This window comes from Kutzneria sp. NPDC051319 (assembly GCF_040682195.1).
Classification (GTDB): domain Bacteria; phylum Actinomycetota; class Actinomycetes; order Mycobacteriales; family Pseudonocardiaceae; genus Kutzneria.
Genome location: NZ_JBFBAM010000008.1, coordinates 179758 through 201798, shown reverse-complemented (window position 1 = coordinate 201798; position 22041 = coordinate 179758). Strand labels below are relative to the sequence as shown.

The following is a 22041-nucleotide window of genomic DNA, read 5'->3' as shown; positions in this document are numbered from 1 at the left end:
ATGCAACTCTGCCGGGGTGACCGACTCCGCCTGGCACAAGACCGCGTGCAGCCTCTGCTACGTCAACTGCGGCATCGAGGTGCTGACGGAGGGCCGGGCGATCACGCGGGTGCGGGGGGACCGGGACAACCCACGCTCGCAGGGGTACCTGTGCCAGAAGGCGCAGCGGCTGACCTGGTACGGCAATCACAACGACCGCCTGACCACGCCGCTGCGCCGCCGCGAGGACGGCACGCACGAGCCGGTGAGCTGGGAAACGGCGATCAAGGAGATCGCGGCGAGGCTCAAGGCGGTGCGGGACGAGGACGCGGCGGCGAGCCGGCCGGGGTCGATGGCGTACGTGGGCGGCGGCGGGCAGGGCAATCACTCGGGCGGGGGATACGGCTTCGCCCTGCGCCGGTGGATGAACTCCACCCGGTTCTTCGGCGCGCTGTCGCAGGAGAAGACGGGCGACTTCTGGGTCAACGGCAAGATGTTCGGCGGCCAGACCAACCACACGGCCGAGGGCGTCGAGGAGTGCGACCTGCTCCTGGTCATAGGCTGCAATCCCTGGCTGGCCAACGGTTTCAACCGGGCCCGAAGCGCGGTCAACGACATCAAGAACGATCCGGGCCGCAAGATGATCGTCGTCGACCCGCGCCGAACGGAGACGGCCGACGTCGCCGACGTGCACCTGCCGCTGAGGCCCGGCACGGACGCCTACCTGCTCGGCGCGATCCTCGCCCTGATCATCGAGCGCGGCGGCGCGGACACGGACTTCCTGGCCAAGCACACCGACGGCTTCAACGCGGTCGCGGCGACCCTCGGCAAGATCCCCGTCGACGAGTGGATCGCGCACGCCGAGGTCGAGAGGACCGAGGTCGACAGGGCCGTGGACCTGATCCTCGCCGCCGAGGCCATGACGGTCCGCGTCGAGCTGGGCATCCAGCAGGGCCGCAACTCCACGCTCAACAGCTACCTGGAGAAGCTGCTCTACCTCATCACCGGCAACTTCGGCCGCCCCGGCACGAACGCCCTGCACACCTGGCTCATGCCGCTATGGTCAGAGTCCCGTGGCGAACGCTCGGAGATCACCGGCTTCGAGTACATCGGCGGCATGCTGCCGCTGAACACGCTGGCCGAGGAGATCCTGGCCGACCACCCGAACCGGGTGCGCGTGCTGTGGGTGGAGTCCTCCAACCCCGCCAACACGGCCGCCGACACCGCGAGCGTCGAGCGGGCGATCGGCGCCGCCGAGCTGTCGGTGGTGATCGACGTCGCCTTCACGGAGACGGCGGCACTCGCGGACTACGTGCTGCCGGCGGCCTCCCAGCACGAGAAGTGGGAGTACACGTTCTTCGACTTCGAGTTCCCGACCAACTACTTCCACCTGCGGCCACCGCTGTTCGACCCGCTGCCGGGCACCCTCGTCGAAGCCGAGATCTACGCCCGCCTGTTCGAGGCGCTCGGCCTCCTGCCCGATCAGTCCACACTGGACGAACTAGCGGGCAAGAGCCGTACGGAGCTCCTCAAGGCCGCAGGCCCGATCCTGCAAGGGAATCCGGCCATCGCCCCGATCCTGCTCTACCGGACGCTCGGGCCCTCGCTGCCCGGCAACGCCGCCTCGGTAGCGGTCCTCTGGCCCGGCTGCCTGGCGCTGGCCAAGCGCATGCCCGTTGCTGTGCAACGAGCGCTGCACTCGGACAAGCAAGGCCCGGCGCTCGCATCGGAGCTGTTCGACCGGATCCTCGACAGCCCCAGCGGAACGGCCTTCAGCACCCACGAGCACGACGAGGTCTGGCAGCTCATGCGGCACGACCGCGTCCAGCTCGAAGTGCCGGAACTCCTGTCCTGGCTGGAAAGCCTCGACCCGGCCCAGGACCGTCCGGACCCCGAGTATCCGCTGTCCCTGATCAACGGCCAGCGCCGCCGGCACAACGCCAACCAGATCCTCCGTCCGCCGAGCTGGCGCCGCACCGACCCCGACGGCGCGCTGCACGTCCGCACCGACGACCTGAAGGCCATACAGGCCAGGGAAGGCGACTGGGTGGCAGTGGTGAGCCGCACCGGCCGCATCGTCGTCAAGGCCGAGATCGACGACTCCCTACGCAAGGGCCAGTTGGCGCTGCCGCACGGCTTCGGCATGGCCGTGCCGGACGGCCGCGGTGGCCGGGTCGTGAACGGCCCGCGCATCAACATCCTCACCGACGCCCACGACCGCGACCCGATCGCCGGCACCCCTCACCACAAGGACATGCCGGTACGACTGGAGCTCGCCACCGCACAGGAGTCCGAGGCGGCCGAGCGCGACGCCGAACTGGTCCGCGCCCTCATCTCCGCCGGCTCCTGAGTTCCACTGCCGGGCGGCCCTCACGTCTGCTGGCTCCTGAGTTCCACTGCCACGCCCATGGATCGGGCCGTACCGGCCACGATGCGCATCGCCACCTCGACGTCGGTCGTGTTCAGATCGGGCAGCTTGCGCACCGCGACCGCCCGCAGCTGCTCGGCGGTCAGCCGGCCGGCCTCTCGATGCCCAGGCCGGGCGGATCCCTTGCCGCCCAAGGCCTTGCGGATCAGGTGGGATGTCGGCGGCGTCTTGAGGCGCAGCTCGAACGACCGGTCGTCGGCCACGGTGACGACGACCGGCACGACGTCGCCGCGCTGGTCGGCGGTCGCCCGGTCGTAGCCTCGCTTGACCTCGACCAGGTTCACGCCGGTCTGGCCGAGCATCTTGCCGAGGTCGGCCATGGCGGCGTTGCCGCCCTCCAGGTGCAGCGTGACCCGGTGTGTCTGCTTCTTCGCGCGTGCCATGTCGGAGGACGTTATGGTCTGCCGTTACGTCAGACTCAACGTGATTAACCCGCCTCGACTCCGTAGCGTCGGGAGTCACGCCGGCGGCCCGGACGGCTGGCGATCACGCGGCGGCGAGCTTGGCCCGGTGCTCCTCGACGAGGTCGACCAGCCCGTCGAGCACGGTGGTCAACAGCTGCACGGTCGGCGAGTCGGCCGGCAGGCAACCGTTGGCGTCGAAGTGCGTGTGGGCGTGACCGAGCAGGAACTCGGGATGCCGCAACACGTTCACGTTCATCTTGTGCAGGACCCGCCGCAGCGAGGTCTGTGCCCGCACGGTCCCGAACGCCCCCGGCGAGGCCCCGATGATGGCGGTCGGCTTGTGCGCCAACGGCATCTCGCCACGGGACAACCAGTCGAGGGCGTTCTTCAACCCACCCGGGATGCCGCTGTTGTACTCGGGCGTCGCGATCAACACGGCGTCGGCCCGACGGACACGGTCCCTCAGGTCGACTACGGCCGGAGGAGCGGGGTGCTCTTCGTCCTCGTTGAACAGCGGCAGCTTGCCCAGACCGGAGAAGTGGTCGAACATCACGCCACCCGGGTCCAGCCGCTCGGCCTCGCGCAGCAGCCTGGTGTTGTGCGAGTCGCGTCGCAGGCTGCCGGAGATGGTGAGGATGCGGACGTCGGACATGACCTCTCCTAGACGGATTCTTCGGTGCGGACGGACCACAGCTCGGGAAACGGCAGCTCGTGCAGCGAGGCCGCAAGCCAGTCCGCGCCCGAACTGCCGTAGTAGCCGGGGCGGTTGCCGAAGGCGCGGCGGGTGGCGAGCAGGTGCAGGTGGCGGTACTCGGCGTAGCCCTCGGCGATCACCAGCAGCGCGTCGCCGAGGGCTACCAGGTCCTGGTGCTCGCCGGCGTACACGCGGCCCCAGGCCAGCTCGATCTCGGGATCGCTGGCGTGCGGGCCGTGGATTTGGGGAATGCCGAAACCATGGTCCCGCAGGACGTCGAGCACACCGTCGTACAGACAGGGCCCGGCCAGCGCGTCGAGGAGCCCCTGGTGCTGCTCCGGCATGGAAGCCACCGGTTCGGCCAGGGAAGCCGACTTCAGGCCCAGCAAGTACGACAGCTCGCGGAACTTCCACGACTGCAAGGAGGAGGACTTGCCGTGGATGCTGGTCATGCCGTTCTTGATGGGGATGAAGTCGCCCACCTTCATCCAGCCCAGGGACTGCCATGACGCGTTGAGCCCGACGAAGTGGGCGCCGGCGCGGCACAGCGTGGCGTTGGCCCGGCCGACGTCGCCGCCGCGCAGGTGGCCGATGGCGAACTTCACCTCCTGGCCGATCAGCGCGAAGTACAGCTCCTGGACCTGGCACACCACCAGGAACGACAGCTCGCCCTCGGTGCCGGACACCGGATGCTGCAACGAATGCAGCTCCTCCGCGCGGAGATAGTCGTTGTACGCGGTCACCGAGCCGCGCCGACCTTCAACGACAGGAACTTCTCCGCGTTGCCGCCCAGGATCTTGTCCTTGTCTTGCTGGCTGAGGAAGTCCGACCGCCGCACCACGTTGCCCACCGGGCGTTCCCCGAGCGGGTAGGGGTAGTCGCTGCCGGTCATGACGTTGTCGACGCCGAGGGTGTCCACCAGCAGCCGCAGCGCCGCCGGCTCGAACACCACACTGTCCACACTGAACCGTCCGACATAAGCCGACGGCGGCTTCTCGGACGTGCCCAGCAGATCATGCCGCTGGTGCCAGGCGTTCTCGAAGCGCCCCAGCCAGAACGCGAACGAGCCGCCGCCGTGGGCGAAGCAGATGCGCAGGTTGTCCGACACCCGGTCGAACACGCCGCCCAGCACCATGGCCACCAGCGACAGGTGCGTCTCGGCCGGCATGCCGGTGATCCACCGGGCCATCCAGCGGTTCAATCGGGGCGAGGCCGGCATGTCCCACGGGTGCACGAAAACCGGCGCACTACGATCGGCACAGTGTTGCAGGAACTGGACAATGCCGACGTCGTCGAGGTCGCGGTCGCCCACGTGGTTGCCGATCTCCACGCCGCGGTGCCCGTTGTCCAGGCAGCGGTCCAGCTCCTGGCAGGCCAGATCGGGATCCTGCAACGGAACCTGGCAGAACGGGATCAACCGCCCGTTCGACGGCCCGGTCAGCTCCAGCGCCGCGTCGTTGAACACCTGGGCGATCCGCAGCGCCTCACGAGGCGACCGGTCGTAGGAGAAGAACACGGGCGTGGGGGAGACCACCTGGGCGTCCACGCCGTCCTCGCCCATGTGGGCCAGGCGCTCGGCCTGGTCCCAGGAGTTGGACTGGACCGTCCGGAACTCCTTGGACCCCACCATGATCGTGGCCTCGCGGGCGCTGTCGACCCGCAGCCAGGGCGCGTCGTCCCAGCCCAGGGCGGGCCACTTCGCGGGCACGGAGTGGGTGTGGATGTCGATGACGGTCATCGGGCCGACCTTCCCGGGTGGACAGTGCCGCAGTTGCCGCACTTGCGGAGGTTCTCGTCAGCGTAGAACCGCTCGAACACCGGCGGCAGGTCGACGACGATGTCGCGCACCTGGAGCTCGGCCTCGTGCACCAGGTGGTTGCAGTTCAGGCAGTACCACTGGAACTTCTCCAACACGCCCTCCTCGCGGATGCGCTCGATCACCACGCCGACGGAGCCGGGATCGGGGCGCTGCGGGGAGTGCGGCGTGTTGCGGGGCAGCAGCCACATTTCCCCCTCGCGGACGTGCTGGGTGACGATGCCCTCGTCGGTCTGGAGATTGACGTGCATGTCGCCGCGGAACTGGTAGAACCACTCCTCGTACGGGTCGACGTGGAAGTCGGTGCGCTCGTTGGGGGCGCCGACCACCTGCACGATGAAGTCGCCCTGGGCCTGCCACATCTGCTTGTTGTTGACCGGCGGCCTGAGCAGGTGCTGGTTCTCGTCGACCCACTTGACGAAGTTGAACGCCGGGTTCAGCGCGGTCATGGTTCAGCCTTTCAGGACGGCGACGGCCTGGATCTCGATGAGCAGGTGCGGGTGGGGCAGCTGGTGCACGGCGACGGTCGTGCGGGCGGGCCCGTTCTCGTCGAAGTGCTGGGCGTAGACCTCGTTGTAGCCGCGGAAGTCGTTCATGGTGACCAGGTAGCTGGTGATCTGCACGACGTCGGACAGATCGGCGCCGACCGAGGCCAGGATGTCCCGGATGTTCTGGATCACCGCGGCGGTCTGGACCCTGATGTCCAGGTCCGTGCCGCCGAAGGAGTCCACGGTGGCGCCGGCGATGGTGTTGTCCGGACGGCGGCTGCTCGTGCCGGAGACGAAGGCGAAGCCTCCTGCCACGCGCACATGCGGGAAGCGGCCGCGCGGGGTTGCCTTGTCCGGCAGGGTCTTGGCGTTGCTCATGTCCGTCCTCACAGCGCGACGCAGACGTTGGTGGGCTCGGTGTAGAAGTGCAGGGAGTGCACGCCGCCCTCGCGGCCGATGCCGGACAGGCCCGAGCCGCCGAACGGGGAGCGCAGGTCGCGCAGGTACCAGGTGTTGAGCCAGGACATGCCGACCCGCATCGCGGCCGCCACTCGGTGCCCGCGCTCCAGGTTCGAGGTCCAGACGGCCGCGGCCAGGCCGTACGGGGTGTCGTTGGCCAGGCGGACCGCCTCCTCCTCGGTGTCGAACGGCATCAGCGTGGCGACCGGGCCGAAGATCTCCTCCTGCATGATCCGCGCCGAGTTGCCGACGCCGGTCCACAGCGCGGGCTCGATCCACGAACCGCCGCTCAAGTCTTCCCCGACGGCCGGAATTCCGCCGCCGGCCAACAGCTGCGCGCCCTCCTGCTCGGCGATCGCGTAGTAGGACAGCACCTTCTTGCGGTGGGCCTGGGAGATCAACGGACCGGTGGTGGTCGACGGGTCGTAGGGACTGCCGAAACGCAGCTCCTGGGCCCGCTTGACCAGCCCGTCGGCGACCTCGTCGAACACGCCCCGCTGGACGTAGACCCGTTCGGTGCACAGGCAGACCTGGCCGGTGTTGGTGAACACCGAGCGGGCCAGGCCGTCGATGGTGCGTTCGAGGTCGGCGTCGTCGAACACCACCGCGGGGTTCTTGCCGCCCAGCTCGAACGACACCGGCAGCACGCGTGGGGCGACTGCCTGCATGATCGCGGAGCCGGTGCGGGACTCGCCGGTGAAGGTGATGCCGTCGATGTCCGGGTGGGTGGTCAGGTACTCGCCGGCGGCGCCGGGGCCGAAGCCGTGGACGACGTTGTACGCGCCGGCCGGGGCACCGGCCTCGGTGATGATCTCGGCCAGCAAGGTGGCGCTGGCCGGCGTCTCCTCGGACGGCTTGACCACCACGGCATTGCCGGTGGCCAGCGCCGGCGCGACCTTCCACGTCAGAAGGAGCAGCGGCAGGTTCCACGGCACGATCACGCCGACCACACCCAGCGGGCGGCGGATTGCGTAGTTGAGGGCCTTCTCAGTGAGGAAGGAGTCGACGCCAAGGCCGGCGACCAGGTCGGCGGCGGCGCGGAAGTTGGCCGCGGCGCGGGTGACGTCCAGCTCGGTGGCCAGCGCGACCGGTTTGCCGGTGTCGGCGATCTCGGCGGCCAGCAGGTCGTCGAAGCGGGCCTCGATGCCGTCGGCGATGCGCCGCAGCAGCGCGACCCGCTCAGTGGCCGTGAACCGGCCCCATTCGCCTTCCAGCGCTCGGCGGGCGGCCCGGACCGCGCCGTCCACCACGTCGCGGTCGGCCTCCTGGACGCGAGCGACGAGCGAGCCGTCGACCGGGTTGACGTCGTCGAACAGGTCGCCGCCGTCGACGTACTGCCCGCCGACGAAGTTCTGCAGCACACGGCTCATGGACTCGCTCCCCGGCCTCGGTTTCTCGGTGACTCGATCGTCGCCTGGGTAGCTATGTCCGACAAATACCTGAATCGCTCGCTGCTATGCCTCGGCGGGCATATCGAGGGTCTCGCGGATCTCCGCGCCGACCTCTTCCAGATGCTTCATGAACGCCTTCAGGCTTGGGCTCTGGCTCCGCCCCGCGGCCAGGGTGAGCCCGACCAGCCGGTGCACGTTCGGCAGCTCGATCGGCAGCACCGTCAGCGCGTCGTCCCGAGCCAGCAGCGCCGGCAGTGTCGCGATCATGTCGGCGTCGATCAGCAGGGACCGCAGTGTCGGCAGCGAGGTGCATTCCACCCGATTGGTGGGCACGCCGAGGCCCTGTCGGAAGAAGGCCTGCTCGACCTCGGTGCGCAGCGCCGTCTGCGTCACGGGCAGCACCCACGGGTAGTCGATGAGGTCGGCCAGCTCCGGCTGGTCCATCGCCGTCGCCGGGTGCCCCGCGCGGACCACGAGTCGGATCGGCTCGTGGTAGAGCCGTACCCGGGTGGTCCGCTGGTCCTCGCCCTGCGGGGTCAGCCGGCCCACCACCAGGTCGATGTCGCCGGTCAGCAGGTCCTCGGTCAACCGGTCCGGCGTCGCCTCGCGGACGATCACCGTGACGTACGGGAACTGCCGTTTGAGCCGGGCGATCGCCGTCGGCAGCAGGACGTTGGCCCCGCTCAGGTGGTTGCCGACGACCACCGTGCCGACCATGCCGGTGCTCAGCTCGGCCACGTGCTTCCCGGCCTGCCGGATCTGCGCGATGATCGCCTGCGCGTCGTCGACGAAGGCCCGGCCGTACGCGTTCGGCGCCACCCCGCGCGGCCCCCGGTCGAACAGCTCCACCCCGAGGATCTGCTCCAGTTCACGCAGGCCACGCGTGACCACCGGCTGCGTCACTCGCAGCCGCTCCGCCGCCCCGACAACGCTGCCCTGCTCCGCCACCGTGACCACGAGCACCAGGTGCCGCACCTTCAGGCGCCCGTCCAGCAGCCGGTTGATGTCCATGGGTGGTTACGCTAAGCGAGTGGCGATCAAGCTTGTCGTCGTCGACGACCAGACCTCCGTGCGGGAGGCGCTGGCGGTGATGCTCGGGTTGGCCGAGGACGTGGACGTCGTCGCGACCGCCACCAACGGCGCCGAGGCCGTCTCCGTCATTGCCGAGTATCACCCGGACGTGGTGCTGATGGACCTGCACATGCCGGAGATGACCGGCGTCGAGGCGACCGCCCGCATCCAGGAAACGGCCCCCGACGTGCGGGTTGTCGTGCTCACGACGTTCGAGGACGACGAGTCGATCCTGGCCGCGCTGCGGGCCGGGGCTTCCGGCTACCTGACCAAGGAGGCGGACCGAGCGACGTTGTTGCAGGCCGTGCGAAGCGCCAGCCTGGGGCAGTCGGTGCTGGATCCGCGCGTGCAGCGGCGGCTGCTGGAGCTGGCCACGGCCCGGCCGGTGTCGAGCACGCCGTTCAACCTGACCGCGCGTGAGCTGGAGATCCTCGGGCTGATCGGGGAGGGCCTGCGCAACACGGAGATCGCCAAGCGACTGGTGATCAGCGAGGCCACCGTGAAGACGCACATCAACAACCTGTTCGCCAAGGCCGGTTTCCACACGCGGACCGACGCCGTGCGCTATGTGCTGAACAATCGGGTGGAGACGCCTCTCCACCCGCCGCTGTAGTTCACGAATACGGCGGTGGTCTCAAGACCTCATCGGTGATTCTTCCTAATCTTGGTCGGGTCGGACCTGATGAGGAGGAAACACGGTGAGCACGCCGATCGAAATCCTGTTGGTTGTCGCCCTCGTCGGCTACATGCTGATCCGCCGCCTGCTGGGCGAGCCCGCGCAGGCCAAGCGGATGCTGGTGCTGCCGGCGGTGCTGACGGTGATCGGCCTGTCCGGCGCCAAGGACGTGCTGCACGACCCGGTGCAACTCGGCTTCCTGGTCGTGACCACGCTGGTCGGTATCGGCATCGGCGCCTTGCGTGGCCTGAGCATTCGCATTTTCGTGCGGGACGGAATCGTGAACATGCGGTACACCGGAATGACCATTGTGCTCTGGGTGGTGAACATCGCGGTCAAGCTCGGTGGCAATTTCCTGCTGTCCACGATCGACCCGCACGCCGACGGCGGCAACACGCTGATGCTCACGCTCGGCGCCGGCCTGCTGATGGAGGGCGCGGTCGTGCTGGCCAAGGCCATGCGCACCGGTGGCCAGGTGATCTGGCAGCAGGGCAAGGACGGCGCACCGCACCGGACGTCGAGGTTCATCGACGACCTCCAGGCCCGTGGCCGTCGCTGACGCTATGTTGCCGGGCATGGTGCCCCTCGACCGGATCGTCGAGAAGGTCGCCCGCCCCGTGCTGGCGGTCGCGGCGATTCTCGTGACGGCGCTGGAATTTCCCGACCACGCGATCATCGCCCGGCCGTTCGCCATGGGGCTGTTCGCCGTCGTGGCCGTGCTGTCCCTGGCGACGCTGATCCCGTGGCGGTCCTCGTTGGTGTTGTGGGTCGCCTACGCCATCACCGCGGCGGCGTTGTTGCCGTTGGCGCAGACCACTCTCGCGCCGATCTTCGCGTTCCTGGCCTCCGCCGGGGCCGGCGGCCGGTTGCCGTCCCGCAAGGCCGCCTTGGCCATCGCGGTGCTCACATCGGTGGCGTCCGCTGTCGCCGTGCTGGTGGTCAACGGGATCTGGCCGACGCCGACGCAGTGGCCGTGGTGGGAGGCACTGGCCACCGGATTGCCTTCGTACATCGGGATTGCCCGTGCCGATCGGGCCGCCGCACTGTCCAATGCGGAGCGTGCTGCCGCCGAGGCCCGGCGGGCGGGGGAGTCGGAGGCCCGGGAGGCGACGCTGGTGGAGCGCGGTCGGATCGCCCGTGAACTGCACGACGTGCTCGGCCATTCGCTGACGGGCATCGCCCTCCAACTCGACATGGCCGACGCCCTCAACGAGAACAACCGCCGCGACGAGGCCACCGCCGCGATGCGCAATGCCCGGCAGTTGGCCGTGACCAGCATCGGCGACATGCGGGAGGCCGTCCATGCCCTGCGCGAGGACACCGTTCCGCTCAGCCGAACCCTGCGGGCCGTGGCCGACAACGCCGGCGCCGCCTTCGCCGCGCAGGGGGCGGAGCGAACCCTCTCCGTCGACGCCGCCTACGCCATCCTCCGCGCCACCCAAGAAGCCCTCACCAACGCCGCCAAGCACGCCCCCGGCGCCGCAGTGTCCGTGAAGCTGGTTTTCTCACCGGATTCCGTGGAGCTGGAAGTCGCAAATGGACGGTCCAGGGCACCCGTGCCGGTAGGCATCGGCGGCGGCACTGGTCTGGGATTGACCGGCATGCGCGACCGGGCCGCCGCCCTCGGCGGCACCCTTGACGCTGGCCCGGTCGACGACGGCTGGATCGTTCGGTTGCGGTTGCCCTGACCGCTCAGAATCGGGTCACGAACCGGCGCTGCCACGGCGTTTCCACGGCCCGCTTGGAGTAGTGCTCACGGACATAGCCGACCGCCTTGTCGTTCGGCACGCCGTCCAGCACCGCGAGGCAGGCCAATGCCGTTCCCGTGCGGCCGAATCCGCCGCCGCACGCGATCTCCACCCGTTCCTGCGACGCCCGCTCCAGCAGGTCCTTCAGAGCCTCGGCGAAGGCCGGACGGTCCGTCGGCAGCCAGAAGTCCGGCCAACGGATCCACCGGCTGTCCCACGCCATCGCACCCGGGTCCGAGCCGCGAAGGTAGAGCCCGAACGCCGGCGTCGGCCCCGGCGGCAGCGGATAACGAAGGCCACGTCCGCGGACCGACCTCCCCGACGGCAACCGCACCAGGCCGGGCGTGTCCGGTTCCCACGTCATCCGCCCGAGCCTAGGCCAGAGCCCGTCACCGGGCCGCTGATAACCTTGGACAACACCCGTAGACCTGCGTGTTGGAGACCGTGACCCGATGCCTGACCGTGCCGTGATCGACGCGTTGTTCCCCGCTGACCTGCCGGAGCCGGCGCACTGGGAGCAGCGCTACCCGCAGCGGCAGCTCCCGGACGGCGCGATGGTCACCCGCGTCGGCCCGTCCCCGACGGGCTGGCTGCACATCGGCGCGCTGTACGTGGGCGCGATCAACCGGGACATCGCGCACCGCACCGGCGGCCGCTACCTGCTGCGCATCGAGGACACCGACCAGGCCCGCGAGGTGGAGGGCGCGGTCGAGCAGTTCACCCGCGCGTTCGACTACTTCGGGCTGCCGGCCGACGAGGCCGAGGGCCATGGCGACTACGGCCCGTACTTCCAGTCGCAGCGCGAGCAGCAGTACCTGACCTACGCGCGGGAGCTGCTGCGCGAGGGCAAGGCGTACCTGTGCTTCGCCACCGAGGAGGAGCTGGCCGACATCCGCCGCCGCCAGGAGGCCAGCAAGATCCCGCCCGGCTACTACGGCGGCTGGGCCATCTGGCGCGACCGGTCCGACGAGGACGTGCAGGCCAAGCTGGACGAGGGCGCGCCGTACGTGGTGCGGTTCCGCTCGCCGGGCGAGGTCGACGGCCGCGCGGTGTTCACCGACGCCATCCGCGGCCGGCTGGAGCACGAGGACAACCGCAACGACGTGGTGATCCTCAAGTCCTCGGCCAACGCCGTGCGGCTGCCCACGTACCACTTCGCGCACGCGGTCGACGACCACCTGATGCGGGTCAACCTGGTGATCCGGGCCGACGAGTGGATCTCCTCGGTGCCCACCCACCTCCAGCTGTTCGCGGCGCTCGGCTTCGAGCAGCCGACCTACGCCCACATCGCGCCGCTGATGAAGCAGATCACCGGGGGCAAGCGCAAGCTGTCCAAGCGCAAGGACCCGGAGGCCTCGGTCGACTTCTACATCGCCGAGGGCTACCCGGCCAAGGCGGTGCTGTACTACCTCAAGGGCCTGACCAACGGCCGCATCGCCGAGCTGCCGCTGGCCGAGGCCCTGGACGCGCCGATCAAGCTGGACGAGATGGGCCTGGCCGGGCCGCTGATCGACATGGCCAAGCTGGACGACATCAGCGCCGACCACATCGCCACCCTGACCGGCGCCGAGATCCTGGCCGCCGTGCGGGAGTGGGCGCTGACCCACGACGCCGACCTGGTGCCGGTGCTGGACGCCAACCCGGAGCTCGCGCTGGCCGCGCTGGCGGTGGAGCGCGAGGGCGTCGAGAACCCGCGCAAGGACCTGCGCAAGTGGTCGGACTTCCGCACCGCGTACGGCTTCTTCTTCCCCGAGCTGTTCACGCCGGTGACCGCGGACGACGAGCGCATCGAGGGCGTGACGCCGGAGCTGGCCCGGGCCTTCGCCGCCGACTTCGCCGACAGCTACGAGCACCTGGCCGACGGCCAGGAGTGGTTCGGGCAGATCCGCGAGCTGGCCGCCAAGCACGGTTACGCGAAGAACGCCAAGGAGTACAAGAAGAACCCGGACGCCTACCCGGGTTCCATCCGCGAGGCCTCGCAGATCGTCCGGGTGGCGCTGACCGGCTCCACCCGCAGCCCCGACCTGCACGCCGTGGCCACCACGCTCGGCGCGGACGAGGTGCTGCGCCGGATCCGCGCCGTGGCTGGCTGAAACCCGGCGGAGGTTGGCAAGGCGGCTCCTTCCTCGACGGGGCGGACGCTCGTAGCGTTCGCCCCGTCGTCGTTTCCGCGGAAGGGTGACCATGCTGGCGCAGGTTGTGTTGTTCGACGGGTTCGACCCGCTGGATGTTGTTGCCCCGTACGAGATTCTCGGCGGCGCCATGACGGCCGAGCTCGTGTCGGCCGAAGGGCCGCGCGAAGTGGAGAGCGGCAACGGTCTGCTGTCCTTGCGGGCGGAGTCCCGTTTGGACCCTTCGCGCGCCGACATCGTCGTGGTGCCAGGGGCTTTGGGCTCGCTGCCGGACGGGATCCCCGAGATCCTCGGCCGCACGCTCGGCACGCCGTTGCCGGGCCTGCTGGCCGAGGCCGTGGCCCGGCCGGAGGTGCTGGTCGCGACCGTGTGCGGGGGATCGCTGCTCCTGGCGATGGCCGGCCTGATCAAGGGCCGTAACGCCACCACACATCACCTGGGGCTGGAAGCCTTGGGGGCCAACGGAGTCACCGTCGTCGACGCCCGGGTCGTCGACGACGGTGATCTCGTGACCGCCTCTTCGGTGACCTCCGGTATCGATCTCGGCCTGTATCTCCTGGAGCGGGAACTGGGCGTCGACGCCGCGATCGCCGTGGAGAGGATGATCGCCCACGAGCGTCGCGGCACCGTCTGGCGCGCCTAGCCGGCCAGGCTGAACTTCTCGGCGTGCACCTGGCGGTCCGGCACCTGCAGCGCTCGGGTGCTGGCCAGCACCGCGTTGGTCATCGCGGCCGGCCCGCAGACGAAGACGTCGCGGGCCCAGATGTCCGGCACCAGGTAACGCAGGCTCTCCGGGTTGAACTGGCCGGCCGACGGTCCACTGAGGACACGGACCACCGGGGCCAGGGCGCGGAGCTCGTCCAGCAGCACGGCATCCCGCTCGTCCCGGACCCGGTACAGCACCACGACGTGGCCCTTGATCTCTTCCAGCAGCGCGCGGATCGGCGTGACGCCGACGCCGCCGGCGATCAGCAGGGCGTGCTGGTGAACCTGGTTGGCGGTGGTGAAGGCGCCGTACGGGCCTTCGGCGTAGACGCGCGTGCCGACCTTGAGGTCGCGCAGGGCGGCGCTGGCCGTGCCGACGGCCTTGACGGTGAGCCGCAGGTAGCGGCCGTCCGGCGCGGCGGACAGGGAGAACGGGTTGGCGCGGTGCCACATGCCCTTGGCCAGGAAGCGCCACACGAAGAACTGGCCCGCCCGCGCCGGCAGCTCGTGCAGGTTGCGGCCGCTGACGTACACGGAGACGACGTTGGGCGACTCGTGCACGATGCCGGCGACGCGGAGCTGGTAGCGGTGGTTGCGCAGCAGCGGGCGGATCACGCGGCCGGTCAGCAGCGTGCCGATCGCGGTGGCCCACAACAGGATCCAGTAGATGCGGCCGCCGGTGGAGGCGATGGTCGTGCCGGAGATGAACTGGTGGGTGAAGGCCAGCGCCACGATCGCATAGGTCAGCAGGTGGATGGCGTGCCAGGTCTCGTAGGGCAGCCGCCTGCGGGCGATGCGGGCCGAGGTCGCGCCCACCACGACCACCAGCAGGAAGGCGATGATCGCCAGCAGGACGCCGGTGAACGTGTCGGAGAGGACGACAACCTCGGAGATCACGTCGTGGGCGTCGTGCTGGGCGTAGCCGGACACGATCAGCACCACGTGGCCCAGCAGCGTCCACATCAGACCGATGCCGTTCCAGCGGTGGTAGGTCGTGAGCCGGTCCATGCCCAGCCGCTGGTCCAGCCACGGCAGGCGGGCGATCAGCAGGAACTGGCCGGCCATCAGCAGGCCGGCCACCAGTCCGAAGATCCGGCCCAGCGTGATCAGGATGTTGGGCGACGCCCCGGTCGCCACCACCAGGGCGGCGACGATCAGCACGTTCACGACCAGGGCCGCGAGCAGCGCCACGCGGGCCGTCCGGCGGCGGTCCGGCCGTGCCGGCGCTTGCACCGGGTGGTTCTGGGTGGTGGTCACGGGGTCCTCCGATGAGGCGATCTGGCCGGGTGGCGTCGGTATGCCAGCTGACACGGACCGACGCCGCCCGGGGTTCACCCGAGGACCAAGATCTTTCCTACTGGCCGAGCAGGGTCTGCGCGATCGTACGGCCGGAGGTGCCGCTGATGCCCGGCCCCGGCCAGGTGGAGCCGCCGATCAGGTGCAGGCCCGGCACGACCGTGGCGTAGCCGCCGCCGTGCGCCGGCACCGGCCGCTGTGTGAAGCCCTGCTCCAGTCCGTTGTGGCCGGCGCAGTGGTCGCCGGGGCCCATGCTGGGGATGCGCCGGGCCAGGTCGGCGGGGGAGAGCATGTGCCGGGCCAGCACCAGCTCGTCGAGACCTTTGAGGTGCTCGGCGGCCTCGGCCACCACCCGGTCGGCGAAGCTCTCGACAACAGATGTTGTCCACGTGCCGTCGGCGGCGATCTCCCCGGCGGCGTCGCCGACCGGTCGCAGCGGCACGTCCAGGACCTGGATCCGCACCACGGCGCAGCCCTCCGGCGCGCGGCTCGGGTCGACGGCGGTGGCCTCGTGCCAGGACAGCGTGGGGTGCTCGGGCAGATAGCCGGCCTCGGCCTGCCGCACGGAGCGGACCAGCTCGTCGACGCCACGCCCGAGGTTGAGGCCGCCGCCCTGGTCGAGGCGCGGATCGGCGAAGGAGGGGCGGGCCGACAGCGCGAGGTTGAGCTGGAAGCAGCCGCGGCGGTAGCTGTACCGGGAGGCCTGGGCGCGGATCGAGTCGCCGATCGAGGCGTCGCGCAGCAGGTGGCCGTAGAGCTGGTCGGGCGTGGTGCTGGCAACAACTGTTGTCGCGGTCAGGACCTCGCCGTCGGCGGTGCGGACGCCGACCGCCCGGCCGTTCTCCGTCAGCACGGCGTCGACCCGGACGTTGGTGACGATCTCGGCCCCGTGCTCGGTGACCAGGCCGCTGAGCGCCTCGGCCAGCCGGCCGCTGCCGCCGACCGGCTGTGGGTTGCCGCCGGGCAGGATCAGGCCGAACAGCGCAATCCACAGCGCGCCGATGGCGTCGTGCGGGCCGATGCCGACGTGCAGCAGCCACGGCAGCAGCGCTGTCCGCAGCTCTTCGCTGCGAAACCGTTCGGTGGCCAGGTCGTGGCCGTTGCCGGCCAGCAGCGTGGCGAACGGCAGCGCCGCCGTGCGGTCGCGGTCCAGCTTCTGGATCAGCTCGGCCGCCTGTGGCGTGGTCAGGTCCATGCCCAGCAGCGGCATCAGCGACTCGAGGTGCGGCGCCACGTCGGCCATCAGCCCCGCCCAGCCGGCCTGCTCGCCCAGCCGCTCCAGCTCCGCGCCCAGCGCCGCCGGGTCGGTCGGGATGACTGCCGACCGACCGTCCGGAAGGGACGATCCCGTGCTGACACCGCCCTGCACATAACGAAGTCCGTGACGGCCGAGGTCCTCGCCCAGCTCGGCGAAGGCCGGCCCGCCGACGAAGATGGGGTGCAGGGCGGAATAGGTGTCGTGCACGAAGCCGGGCAGCGTGAGTTCCTCGCTGCGCACCGCGCCGCCGGGCCGATCGGACTGGTCCAGCAGGCACACACTTCGGCCGGCCTTGGCCAGGTACGCGGCGGCGACCAGGGCATTGTGCCCGGCGCCGACGAAGATCACATCGTAAGACGGCATGTCCGCAGGCTATGGCCGGTCGACCGACGCGGCCAGGCGAAGTCCGGCCAGCGGACTATCGGGGCAGTGACAGGGACTGTTCGGGCAGCGCCAGGCGATCGGCCACCCGCGCCGCGGTCGCACAGGTGGCGTTGAGCAGCTTGGGTGACGGCTGCGCGCCGTGCGCCATCGTGGTGATCACCGCCGTTGCCTTGCCGGGCAACGGAATCGGCACGGCCACACAGGTCAGCCCCTTGGCGACCGTTCCGGCGTCGATGTACGGCCGCGGCTCGACCGCCCTGAGCGCGTCGGCCCCCGCCGTGCCTTCCGGCACCGGCTCGCCCGGTTCCGCTGTCACGCCGAGTGGCTCGTGAGCGTCAATCATCTGCAGGAAAACGCTGCGACCGCCGACATTGATGCTCAGCGTCACGCCGGCCCCGGTGTGCGCGGCAAGCTCCGCGACCGGGCGCGCCGCGACGGCCCGCACCCGTCGCTCGATCTGGCCGCCGCCGGTCAGCAGACTCGCGCCGAGCCGATACTTGGTGCCATCTCGCCGGACCGCGCCGACTGCGAGCAGTTGGCCGAGCAGACGATGCACGGTCGGCCGCGGAATGCCCGTCGCCGCGGCGAGATCCAACAACCGCGCCGGCTCCTGCTCGCGGACCTGGTCCAGCACCGCGAACGCCGCCTCCAACACCCCTCTACCCGCCTCCATGCGACCAGCATGGCGTGCGGATTCGTCCTGACGGCCAGGGATGTCGCGGATTCCCGCCAGCACTGTCCGAATGTCCACGGGCCGTCACGAGCCGTTGCTAGGGTTGAGCTGTGGGTGACGAGGTGGCTCTGCTCAGGGACAGCGCGACGCTGACGCGGGTGTCGACGGACTTCGGTGGGATGATCCGACGGCGACCCGACGCGGTGCTGGTGCCCCGCACCGCCGCCGACATCGCCGAGGTGATCCGCGGTGGCGGACTCGTGACCGCGCGTGGGCGGGGGCATTCGACGCACGGACAGTCGCTTGTGGACAGCGGGGTCCTGGTCGACATGACCGGTTTGGGCGCTGTGCATCGCGTGGAGCCCGGCCACGTCGTGGTCGACGGCGGCGCGTCGTGGCGAACCGTGCTGGAGGCGACGCTGCCGCGTGGGTTGACGCCGCCCGTGCTCACCGACTTCCTCGACCTGTCCGTCGGCGGCACGCTGTCGCTCGGCGGCATCGGCGGCACCAGCCATCGTCACGGCTCGCAGGCCGACAACGTGCTGGAGCTGGAAGTGGTCACCGGCACCGGCGCGGTGGTCACCTGCCGGCCCGGATCCGACCTGTTCCGGGCCGTGCTCGGCGGGCTGGGGCAGTGCGGCATCATCGCCCGGGCCAGGATCAAGCTCATCCCGGCGCCGTCCACGGTCCTGCACCGCAAGGTCCGATACCCCGACACCGCGTCGTTGAACGCGGCGCAGCGGGATCTGGTCCTCAGTGGACAGTGCGACTACGTGGAGGGGCTCATCGTCCAGGACGGCGGCTGGTCGCACGTGCTGGAGACCGTCTCGGCCGAGGACTTCGCCCCGCCCGGCCCGGGCGAGATCATCGAGACGGAATCCCTGCCGTACTTCGACTTTCTCAACCGGCTCGGCACCGAGGACGAGTTCCTGGCCGCACTCGGCCGTCGCGTCCAGCCCCGGCCGTGGTGCACGGTCTTCCTGCCGCACAACGCCATCGACTCCGTGGTCGACGCCTCGCTGGCCCGGCCCCTCGACGAGGTCGGCGCCACCGGCATGTTCCTCGTCTATCCCATCCCGCGATCCGTGTTGAGGACGCCGTTGCTGCGTGTGCCCGACGACCCCATGCCGTTCCAGTTCAGTGTCTTCCGTTACGCCGACGAGGACACCGACGCGATGCTCGCCGCCAACCGCGCCCTGTACGGCCTCGCCCTCGCGGCCGGCGGCGCCCTGTACCCCTACGGCTGCGTGCCGCTCGACCAGGCCGGCTGGCAGGCGCACTGGGGTCCGGAGTGGGAGTTCCTCCGGGCCGCCAAGTCGGTGCACGACCCGGCCGGGCTGCTCAACCGTGGGCAGGGGATCTTCTCGTGAGCCCGCAACGGAATCGAGTCACGCCGTTGGGGGACATCGAGGCCTTTCCCCTGCGCGGGGCGTGGACCGGCAACCGTGGCGTGATCCACCGCGACCACGACATCGTCCGTTTCCACGCCAGCGACCTGTGGATCACGTGCGCGCTGCAGTTCAAGGGGTGGTGGCGGGAGCAGTGGCTGCCCAACCGGTGGACGCACCTGTACTTCCACGACGAGGCCGTGTCCTTCGCCGCCGGGCACCGGCCGTGCGGGATGTGCCGGCGGGCCAGCTACGTCGCCTACCGCGATGCCTGGGCCGGGCGGCCGTCGGCGACCGACATGAACCGGCAGCTGCACCGGGAGCGGATCTTCCGCGGCACCCACACCCGTCGGCTCCACGAGCTGTCGTGGGCCGGGCTGCCCGACGGAACGTTCGTGCTGGTCGACGACCAGCCGGCGTTGATCGTCGACGGCTCGCTGGCGCTGTGGACGCGGGCCGGCTACCTCGGCCGCAAGCGCCGGCCAACGGCCGGTACCGCCACCGTGATCACGCCGCCGTCGACGATCACCGTGCTGCGGTCGGGCTATCCGGTGCAGATCGATCCGTCGGCCCGCGCAGGCGCTTGACCTCGGTAGCGCGGAGGCTGTCGGCCGACGGCCGGTCGCGGCAATTAGCATCGGTGGGTGATCTCCGTGGTGACCTGGAACGTGCTGCACCGGATCCATGCCGACAACTGGGGCGAGGAGGTGGCGGTCAACTGGCCCGACGAGGCGAAGCGGATCGCCGCCGTCGCCCAGCGGGTCGGGGAGCTGGACGAGGACGTCGTGGCCATGCAGGAGGTCAGCGGCGACCAGCTCGCAGCCCTGCGCGAGACCGGGCGGACCGTGCACGCCATGCGGTATCCGCGGATGCCCCGCCCGCGCGTGATGGCGTCCCCGCTGGCCGACAACACCGAGTACCTGGTCATCCTGGTCAACGGCCCCAGCCGCGAGCTGGGCGCCGAGGCGTTCCCCGACGACGGCGGCAAGGGTGCGCTGGCCGTTGACGTGCAGGGCCTCACCGTCGTCGCCACGCACGTGAGCTGGGGAAACAAGCGGGCCGGCCAGCTCCGGCGGGTGGCTGCGCTGGCCCCCGCGCCGGCCGTCCTGCTCGGCGACTTCAACGCCGACGCCCCGACCGTGCTCGCCACCCTGGGCGAAAGTTTTCGGGCGGCCGAGCTGCCGGCCGGCGTGAAGACCCGCGGCCAGCAGGTCATCGACCACGTCATCGTGCGCGGCGCCACCGCGTCGGAGGCCGAGGTGCTCGCCGCCGACGGTCTGTCGGACCACAGCCCGGTGCGGGCGTCGATCAGCTACTGACCGGGAAACGTTCATTGCCGAGCACGCCGAGCAGTTGGAGCTTCTCGAAGGCCTCGGTGCGGGGCGCGGCGGTCAGCACGAGCAGCGCCTGCGACTGGTCCTCCGTGAACAGGGCCTGGCAGTCGACCTCGATCGGCCCGAGCTCGGGGTGTATCAGCACCTTGTGGTCGACGAACCGCTTGGCCACCTCCTGCCGTTCCCACAGCTCGGCGAACTCGGCGCTTTCCTTGCACAGCACGGCGGCCAGCTCGCCGGCTCGGGACTTCGGGCCCATCTGCCCGTAGGCGGCGCGCAGGTTGGCCACCATGGCCCGGCTCTGTCGCTCGTGGTCGTGCTCGGGATAGAACCGGCGCTGAGCGGGATCGGTGAACCAGCGGTAGATCTCGCTGCGGGCGTGTCCGGTGTAGACGGTCAGCTCGCCCATCAACGCCCGGGACATGCGGTTCTGCACCAGCACCTCGCCCAGGTTGGACAGGATCAGCGCGGGCGTGTCGTCGAGGCGGTCCAGCACCCGCATCAACGCCGGCGCGACGTGGGCGGCGGTGGTGGTCGGCGACGGCGCGTTGCGGCCCGCGACCTGGAACAGGTAGTCCCGTTCCTGCGTGGACAGGCGCAGCGCCCGGGCCATCGCGGCCAGCATCTGCTCGCTCGGCTGCGGGCCCCGCTCCTGTTCCAGCCGCGTGTAGTAGTCGGTGGACATCGCCGCCAGCGACGCCACCTCCTCGCGGCGCAGCCCCCGGGTGCGCCGGCGGGCGCCCGTCGGCAGCCCGATGTCCTCCGGTTGCAGCGCCTCCCGCCGGGTGCGCAGGAATGCGGCCAGTGCAGCTCGATCCATGCCCTCAGTATCGGCCGCCACCGGATTCCCAGCCAGGGATCGCCGATCCCCCGATATGCGCTCTCTGCACGCGGTTCGCGGATCCGGCCAGGCTCAGCGCCATGGACATCACCGGAAACACCATCTTCATTCCCGGCGCCACCAGCGGCATCGGCCTCGCCCTGGCGCTGGCCCTCAACGAGCGGGGCAACAAGGTCATCATCGGCGGCCGGCGGGTCGCGCTGCTGGAACAGCTGGCCGTCGAGCACCCGGAGATCTCCACCGTGCGGATCGACACCGCCGACGCCGCCAGTATCGAGGCCGCGGCCAAGGAGGTGCTGGCCGCGCATCCGTCGCTCAACGTGCTGATCGCGATGGCCGGCATCATGCAGGTCGAGGACTGGCACAAGCCGGAGGGCTTCCTGGCCTCGGCCGAACGGGTCGTCACCACCAACGTGCTCGGTCCGATCCGCCTGGTCGCCGCGTTCGTCGAGCACCTCCAGACCCGCCCCGACGCCACCATCGTCACCGTCTCCTCGGGCCTGGCCTTCACCCCGCTCAAGGTCACGCCCAGCTACAACGCCTCCAAGGCCGCCATCCACATGCTGAGCGAGTCGCTGCGCCTGCAGCTGTCCGACACCACCGTCAAGGTGCTGGAGCTGGAGCCGCCGTCGGTGCGGACCCCTCTGATGCCGGGCCAGGAGGACAACGAGCACGCCATGCCGCTCGACGAGTTCATCGCCGAGGTCATGACGTTGGTGCAGACCCAGCCCGACGCCCGGGAGATCCAGGTCGAGCGGGTGAAGTTCCTCCGCTACGGCGAGGCCCGCGGCGACTACGACCAGGTCGTCGCCACCGTCAACGGGACCGACCCGCACGGCAAGTAGACCCGGCGCCCACCGGCGACGTCCGGATTTT

General features: G+C 70.2%; 23 protein-coding genes. 10 read left to right on the top strand and 13 right to left on the bottom strand.

What is annotated here, in order from left to right; translation table 11 throughout:
- The first annotated feature begins 16 nt into the window (after positions 1–16).
- Positions 17–2329, top strand: a complete 2313-nt coding sequence (locus tag AB0M73_RS10690) for a molybdopterin-dependent oxidoreductase (protein ID WP_363889604.1) — start codon at positions 17–19, stop codon at positions 2327–2329.
- Positions 2330–2349: 20 nt separating this feature from the next.
- Here the strand turns inward: AB0M73_RS10690 and AB0M73_RS10685 are convergent, their stop codons facing one another.
- From AB0M73_RS10685 to AB0M73_RS10650, 8 genes are all read right to left on the bottom strand, one after another.
- On the bottom strand, positions 2350–2790 hold the full coding sequence (locus AB0M73_RS10685; protein ID WP_363889602.1) for an uL11 family ribosomal protein: 441 nt from the start codon (positions 2788–2790) through the stop codon (positions 2350–2352).
- Positions 2791–2893: 103 nt separating this feature from the next.
- Positions 2894–3463: an NADPH-dependent FMN reductase gene (locus tag AB0M73_RS10680; RefSeq protein ID WP_363889600.1), complete on the bottom strand. Its 570-nt coding sequence runs from the start codon at positions 3461–3463 to the stop codon at positions 2894–2896.
- Positions 3464–3471: 8 nt separating this feature from the next.
- Positions 3472–4248, bottom strand: a complete 777-nt coding sequence (locus tag AB0M73_RS10675; protein ID WP_363889598.1) for a tryptophan 2,3-dioxygenase family protein — start codon at positions 4246–4248, stop codon at positions 3472–3474.
- The gene (locus AB0M73_RS10670) at positions 4245–5243 is read right to left on the bottom strand and encodes an amidohydrolase family protein (RefSeq protein ID WP_363889595.1); all 999 of its coding nucleotides are present in this window, start codon (positions 5241–5243) and stop codon (positions 4245–4247) included. The genes AB0M73_RS10675 and AB0M73_RS10670 overlap by 4 nt, the downstream gene beginning before the upstream one ends.
- Positions 5240–5770: a 3-hydroxyanthranilate 3,4-dioxygenase gene (locus tag AB0M73_RS10665; RefSeq protein WP_043726994.1), complete on the bottom strand. Its 531-nt coding sequence runs from the start codon at positions 5768–5770 to the stop codon at positions 5240–5242. The genes AB0M73_RS10670 and AB0M73_RS10665 overlap by 4 nt, the downstream gene beginning before the upstream one ends.
- A 3-nt stretch (positions 5771–5773) precedes the next feature.
- Positions 5774–6187, bottom strand: coding sequence for a RidA family protein (locus AB0M73_RS10660; RefSeq protein ID WP_363889592.1), 414 nt, complete (start codon positions 6185–6187; stop codon positions 5774–5776).
- A gap of 8 nt (positions 6188–6195) precedes the next feature.
- The gene (locus tag AB0M73_RS10655; RefSeq protein ID WP_363889589.1) at positions 6196–7638 is read right to left on the bottom strand and encodes a 2-hydroxymuconic semialdehyde dehydrogenase; all 1443 of its coding nucleotides are present in this window, start codon (positions 7636–7638) and stop codon (positions 6196–6198) included.
- Positions 7639–7722: 84 nt separating this feature from the next.
- Positions 7723–8670, bottom strand: a complete 948-nt coding sequence (locus AB0M73_RS10650) for a LysR substrate-binding domain-containing protein (RefSeq protein ID WP_363889587.1) — start codon at positions 8668–8670, stop codon at positions 7723–7725.
- Between AB0M73_RS10650 and AB0M73_RS10645 the strand changes: the two genes are divergently transcribed.
- The 3 genes from AB0M73_RS10645 (at position 8663) to AB0M73_RS10635 (ending at position 11094) form a co-directional block, all read left to right on the top strand.
- Positions 8663–9343, top strand: a complete 681-nt coding sequence (locus tag AB0M73_RS10645; RefSeq protein ID WP_363889584.1) for a response regulator transcription factor — start codon at positions 8663–8665, stop codon at positions 9341–9343. The two genes, AB0M73_RS10650 and AB0M73_RS10645, sit on opposite strands and share 8 nt — an antisense overlap.
- An 85-nt stretch (positions 9344–9428) precedes the next feature.
- A complete protein-coding gene (locus AB0M73_RS10640) occupies positions 9429–9965 on the top strand; it encodes a DUF1453 domain-containing protein (RefSeq protein WP_363889581.1) in 537 nt (178 codons plus the stop codon).
- A 16-nt stretch (positions 9966–9981) separates the two neighbouring features.
- Positions 9982–11094, top strand: coding sequence for a histidine kinase (locus AB0M73_RS10635; protein ID WP_363889578.1), 1113 nt, complete (start codon positions 9982–9984; stop codon positions 11092–11094).
- A 4-nt stretch (positions 11095–11098) separates the two neighbouring features.
- Here AB0M73_RS10635 and AB0M73_RS10630 read toward each other — a convergent pair whose 3' ends face one another.
- Positions 11099–11518: a protein-tyrosine phosphatase family protein gene (locus tag AB0M73_RS10630; RefSeq protein ID WP_363889576.1), complete on the bottom strand. Its 420-nt coding sequence runs from the start codon at positions 11516–11518 to the stop codon at positions 11099–11101.
- A gap of 88 nt (positions 11519–11606) precedes the next feature.
- Here AB0M73_RS10630 and AB0M73_RS10625 point away from each other — a divergent pair, with 88 nt between their 5' ends.
- Together AB0M73_RS10625 and AB0M73_RS10620 are read left to right on the top strand one after the other, a co-directional pair.
- Positions 11607–13247: a glutamate--tRNA ligase family protein gene (locus AB0M73_RS10625; protein ID WP_363889573.1), complete on the top strand. Its 1641-nt coding sequence runs from the start codon at positions 11607–11609 to the stop codon at positions 13245–13247.
- A 91-nt stretch (positions 13248–13338) separates the two neighbouring features.
- Positions 13339–13929: a DJ-1/PfpI family protein gene (locus AB0M73_RS10620; RefSeq protein ID WP_363889571.1), complete on the top strand. Its 591-nt coding sequence runs from the start codon at positions 13339–13341 to the stop codon at positions 13927–13929.
- Here the strand turns inward: AB0M73_RS10620 and AB0M73_RS10615 are convergent.
- The 3 genes from AB0M73_RS10615 to AB0M73_RS10605 form a co-directional block, all read right to left on the bottom strand.
- On the bottom strand, positions 13926–15176 hold the full coding sequence (locus AB0M73_RS10615; RefSeq protein WP_363889743.1) for a ferredoxin reductase family protein: 1251 nt from the start codon (positions 15174–15176) through the stop codon (positions 13926–13928). The two genes, AB0M73_RS10620 and AB0M73_RS10615, sit on opposite strands and share 4 nt — an antisense overlap.
- A 169-nt stretch (positions 15177–15345) precedes the next feature.
- Positions 15346–16908, bottom strand: coding sequence for an NAD(P)/FAD-dependent oxidoreductase (locus AB0M73_RS10610; RefSeq protein ID WP_363889569.1), 1563 nt, complete (start codon positions 16906–16908; stop codon positions 15346–15348).
- A gap of 55 nt (positions 16909–16963) precedes the next feature.
- Complete coding sequence (locus AB0M73_RS10605) at positions 16964–17602, bottom strand: helix-turn-helix domain-containing protein (protein ID WP_363889566.1); 639 nt, start codon at positions 17600–17602, stop codon at positions 16964–16966.
- Positions 17603–17712: 110 nt separating this feature from the next.
- Between AB0M73_RS10605 and AB0M73_RS10600 the strand changes: the two genes are divergently transcribed.
- The 3 genes from AB0M73_RS10600 to AB0M73_RS10590 are packed head-to-tail and all read left to right on the top strand — an operon-like array spanning position 17713 to position 20309.
- On the top strand, positions 17713–18972 hold the full coding sequence (locus AB0M73_RS10600) for an FAD-binding protein (protein WP_363889563.1): 1260 nt from the start codon (positions 17713–17715) through the stop codon (positions 18970–18972).
- A complete protein-coding gene (locus AB0M73_RS10595) occupies positions 18969–19577 on the top strand; it encodes a hypothetical protein (protein WP_363889561.1) in 609 nt (202 codons plus the stop codon). Before AB0M73_RS10600 ends, AB0M73_RS10595 begins: the two co-directional genes overlap by 4 nt.
- 57 nt (positions 19578–19634) lie before the next feature.
- The gene (locus AB0M73_RS10590) at positions 19635–20309 is read left to right on the top strand and encodes an endonuclease/exonuclease/phosphatase family protein (RefSeq protein WP_363889559.1); all 675 of its coding nucleotides are present in this window, start codon (positions 19635–19637) and stop codon (positions 20307–20309) included.
- Here AB0M73_RS10590 and AB0M73_RS10585 read toward each other — a convergent pair.
- Positions 20299–21144, bottom strand: a complete 846-nt coding sequence (locus AB0M73_RS10585; RefSeq protein ID WP_363889556.1) for a helix-turn-helix transcriptional regulator — start codon at positions 21142–21144, stop codon at positions 20299–20301. The two genes, AB0M73_RS10590 and AB0M73_RS10585, sit on opposite strands and share 11 nt — an antisense overlap.
- 101 nt (positions 21145–21245) lie before the next feature.
- Here AB0M73_RS10585 and AB0M73_RS10580 point away from each other — a divergent pair, with 101 nt between their 5' ends.
- Positions 21246–22010 carry an SDR family NAD(P)-dependent oxidoreductase gene (locus tag AB0M73_RS10580; protein ID WP_363889553.1) on the top strand — a complete coding sequence of 255 codons (765 nt, stop codon included), beginning with the start codon at positions 21246–21248 and terminating at the stop codon, positions 22008–22010.
- Positions 22011–22041: the final 31 nt, after the last annotated feature.

Excerpts from the sequence above, each read along its gene's own strand:
- AB0M73_RS10685 (WP_363889602.1), bottom strand. The coding sequence starts at position 2,790 with ATGGCACGCGCGAAGAAGCAGACACACCGGGTCACGCTGCACCTGGAG.
- AB0M73_RS10680 (WP_363889600.1), bottom strand. The coding sequence starts at position 3,463 with ATGTCCGACGTCCGCATCCTCACCATCTCCGGCAGCCTGCGACGCGAC.
- AB0M73_RS10670 (WP_363889595.1), bottom strand. The coding sequence starts at position 5,243 with ATGACCGTCATCGACATCCACACCCACTCCGTGCCCGCGAAGTGGCCC.
- AB0M73_RS10665 (WP_043726994.1), bottom strand. The coding sequence starts at position 5,770 with ATGACCGCGCTGAACCCGGCGTTCAACTTCGTCAAGTGGGTCGACGAG.
- AB0M73_RS10660 (WP_363889592.1), bottom strand. The coding sequence starts at position 6,187 with ATGAGCAACGCCAAGACCCTGCCGGACAAGGCAACCCCGCGCGGCCGC.
- AB0M73_RS10655 (WP_363889589.1), bottom strand. The coding sequence starts at position 7,638 with ATGAGCCGTGTGCTGCAGAACTTCGTCGGCGGGCAGTACGTCGACGGC.
- AB0M73_RS10645 (WP_363889584.1), top strand. The coding sequence starts at position 8,663 with ATGTCCATGGGTGGTTACGCTAAGCGAGTGGCGATCAAGCTTGTCGTC.
- AB0M73_RS10650 (WP_363889587.1), bottom strand. The coding sequence starts at position 8,670 with ATGGACATCAACCGGCTGCTGGACGGGCGCCTGAAGGTGCGGCACCTG.
- AB0M73_RS10635 (WP_363889578.1), top strand. The coding sequence starts at position 9,982 with ATGGTGCCCCTCGACCGGATCGTCGAGAAGGTCGCCCGCCCCGTGCTG.
- AB0M73_RS10630 (WP_363889576.1), bottom strand. The coding sequence starts at position 11,518 with ATGACGTGGGAACCGGACACGCCCGGCCTGGTGCGGTTGCCGTCGGGG.
- AB0M73_RS10625 (WP_363889573.1), top strand. The coding sequence starts at position 11,607 with ATGCCTGACCGTGCCGTGATCGACGCGTTGTTCCCCGCTGACCTGCCG.
- AB0M73_RS10620 (WP_363889571.1), top strand. The coding sequence starts at position 13,339 with ATGCTGGCGCAGGTTGTGTTGTTCGACGGGTTCGACCCGCTGGATGTT.
- AB0M73_RS10610 (WP_363889569.1), bottom strand. The coding sequence starts at position 16,908 with ATGCCGTCTTACGATGTGATCTTCGTCGGCGCCGGGCACAATGCCCTG.
- AB0M73_RS10605 (WP_363889566.1), bottom strand. The coding sequence starts at position 17,602 with ATGGAGGCGGGTAGAGGGGTGTTGGAGGCGGCGTTCGCGGTGCTGGAC.
- AB0M73_RS10585 (WP_363889556.1), bottom strand. The coding sequence starts at position 21,144 with ATGGATCGAGCTGCACTGGCCGCATTCCTGCGCACCCGGCGGGAGGCG.
- AB0M73_RS10580 (WP_363889553.1), top strand. The coding sequence starts at position 21,246 with ATGGACATCACCGGAAACACCATCTTCATTCCCGGCGCCACCAGCGGC.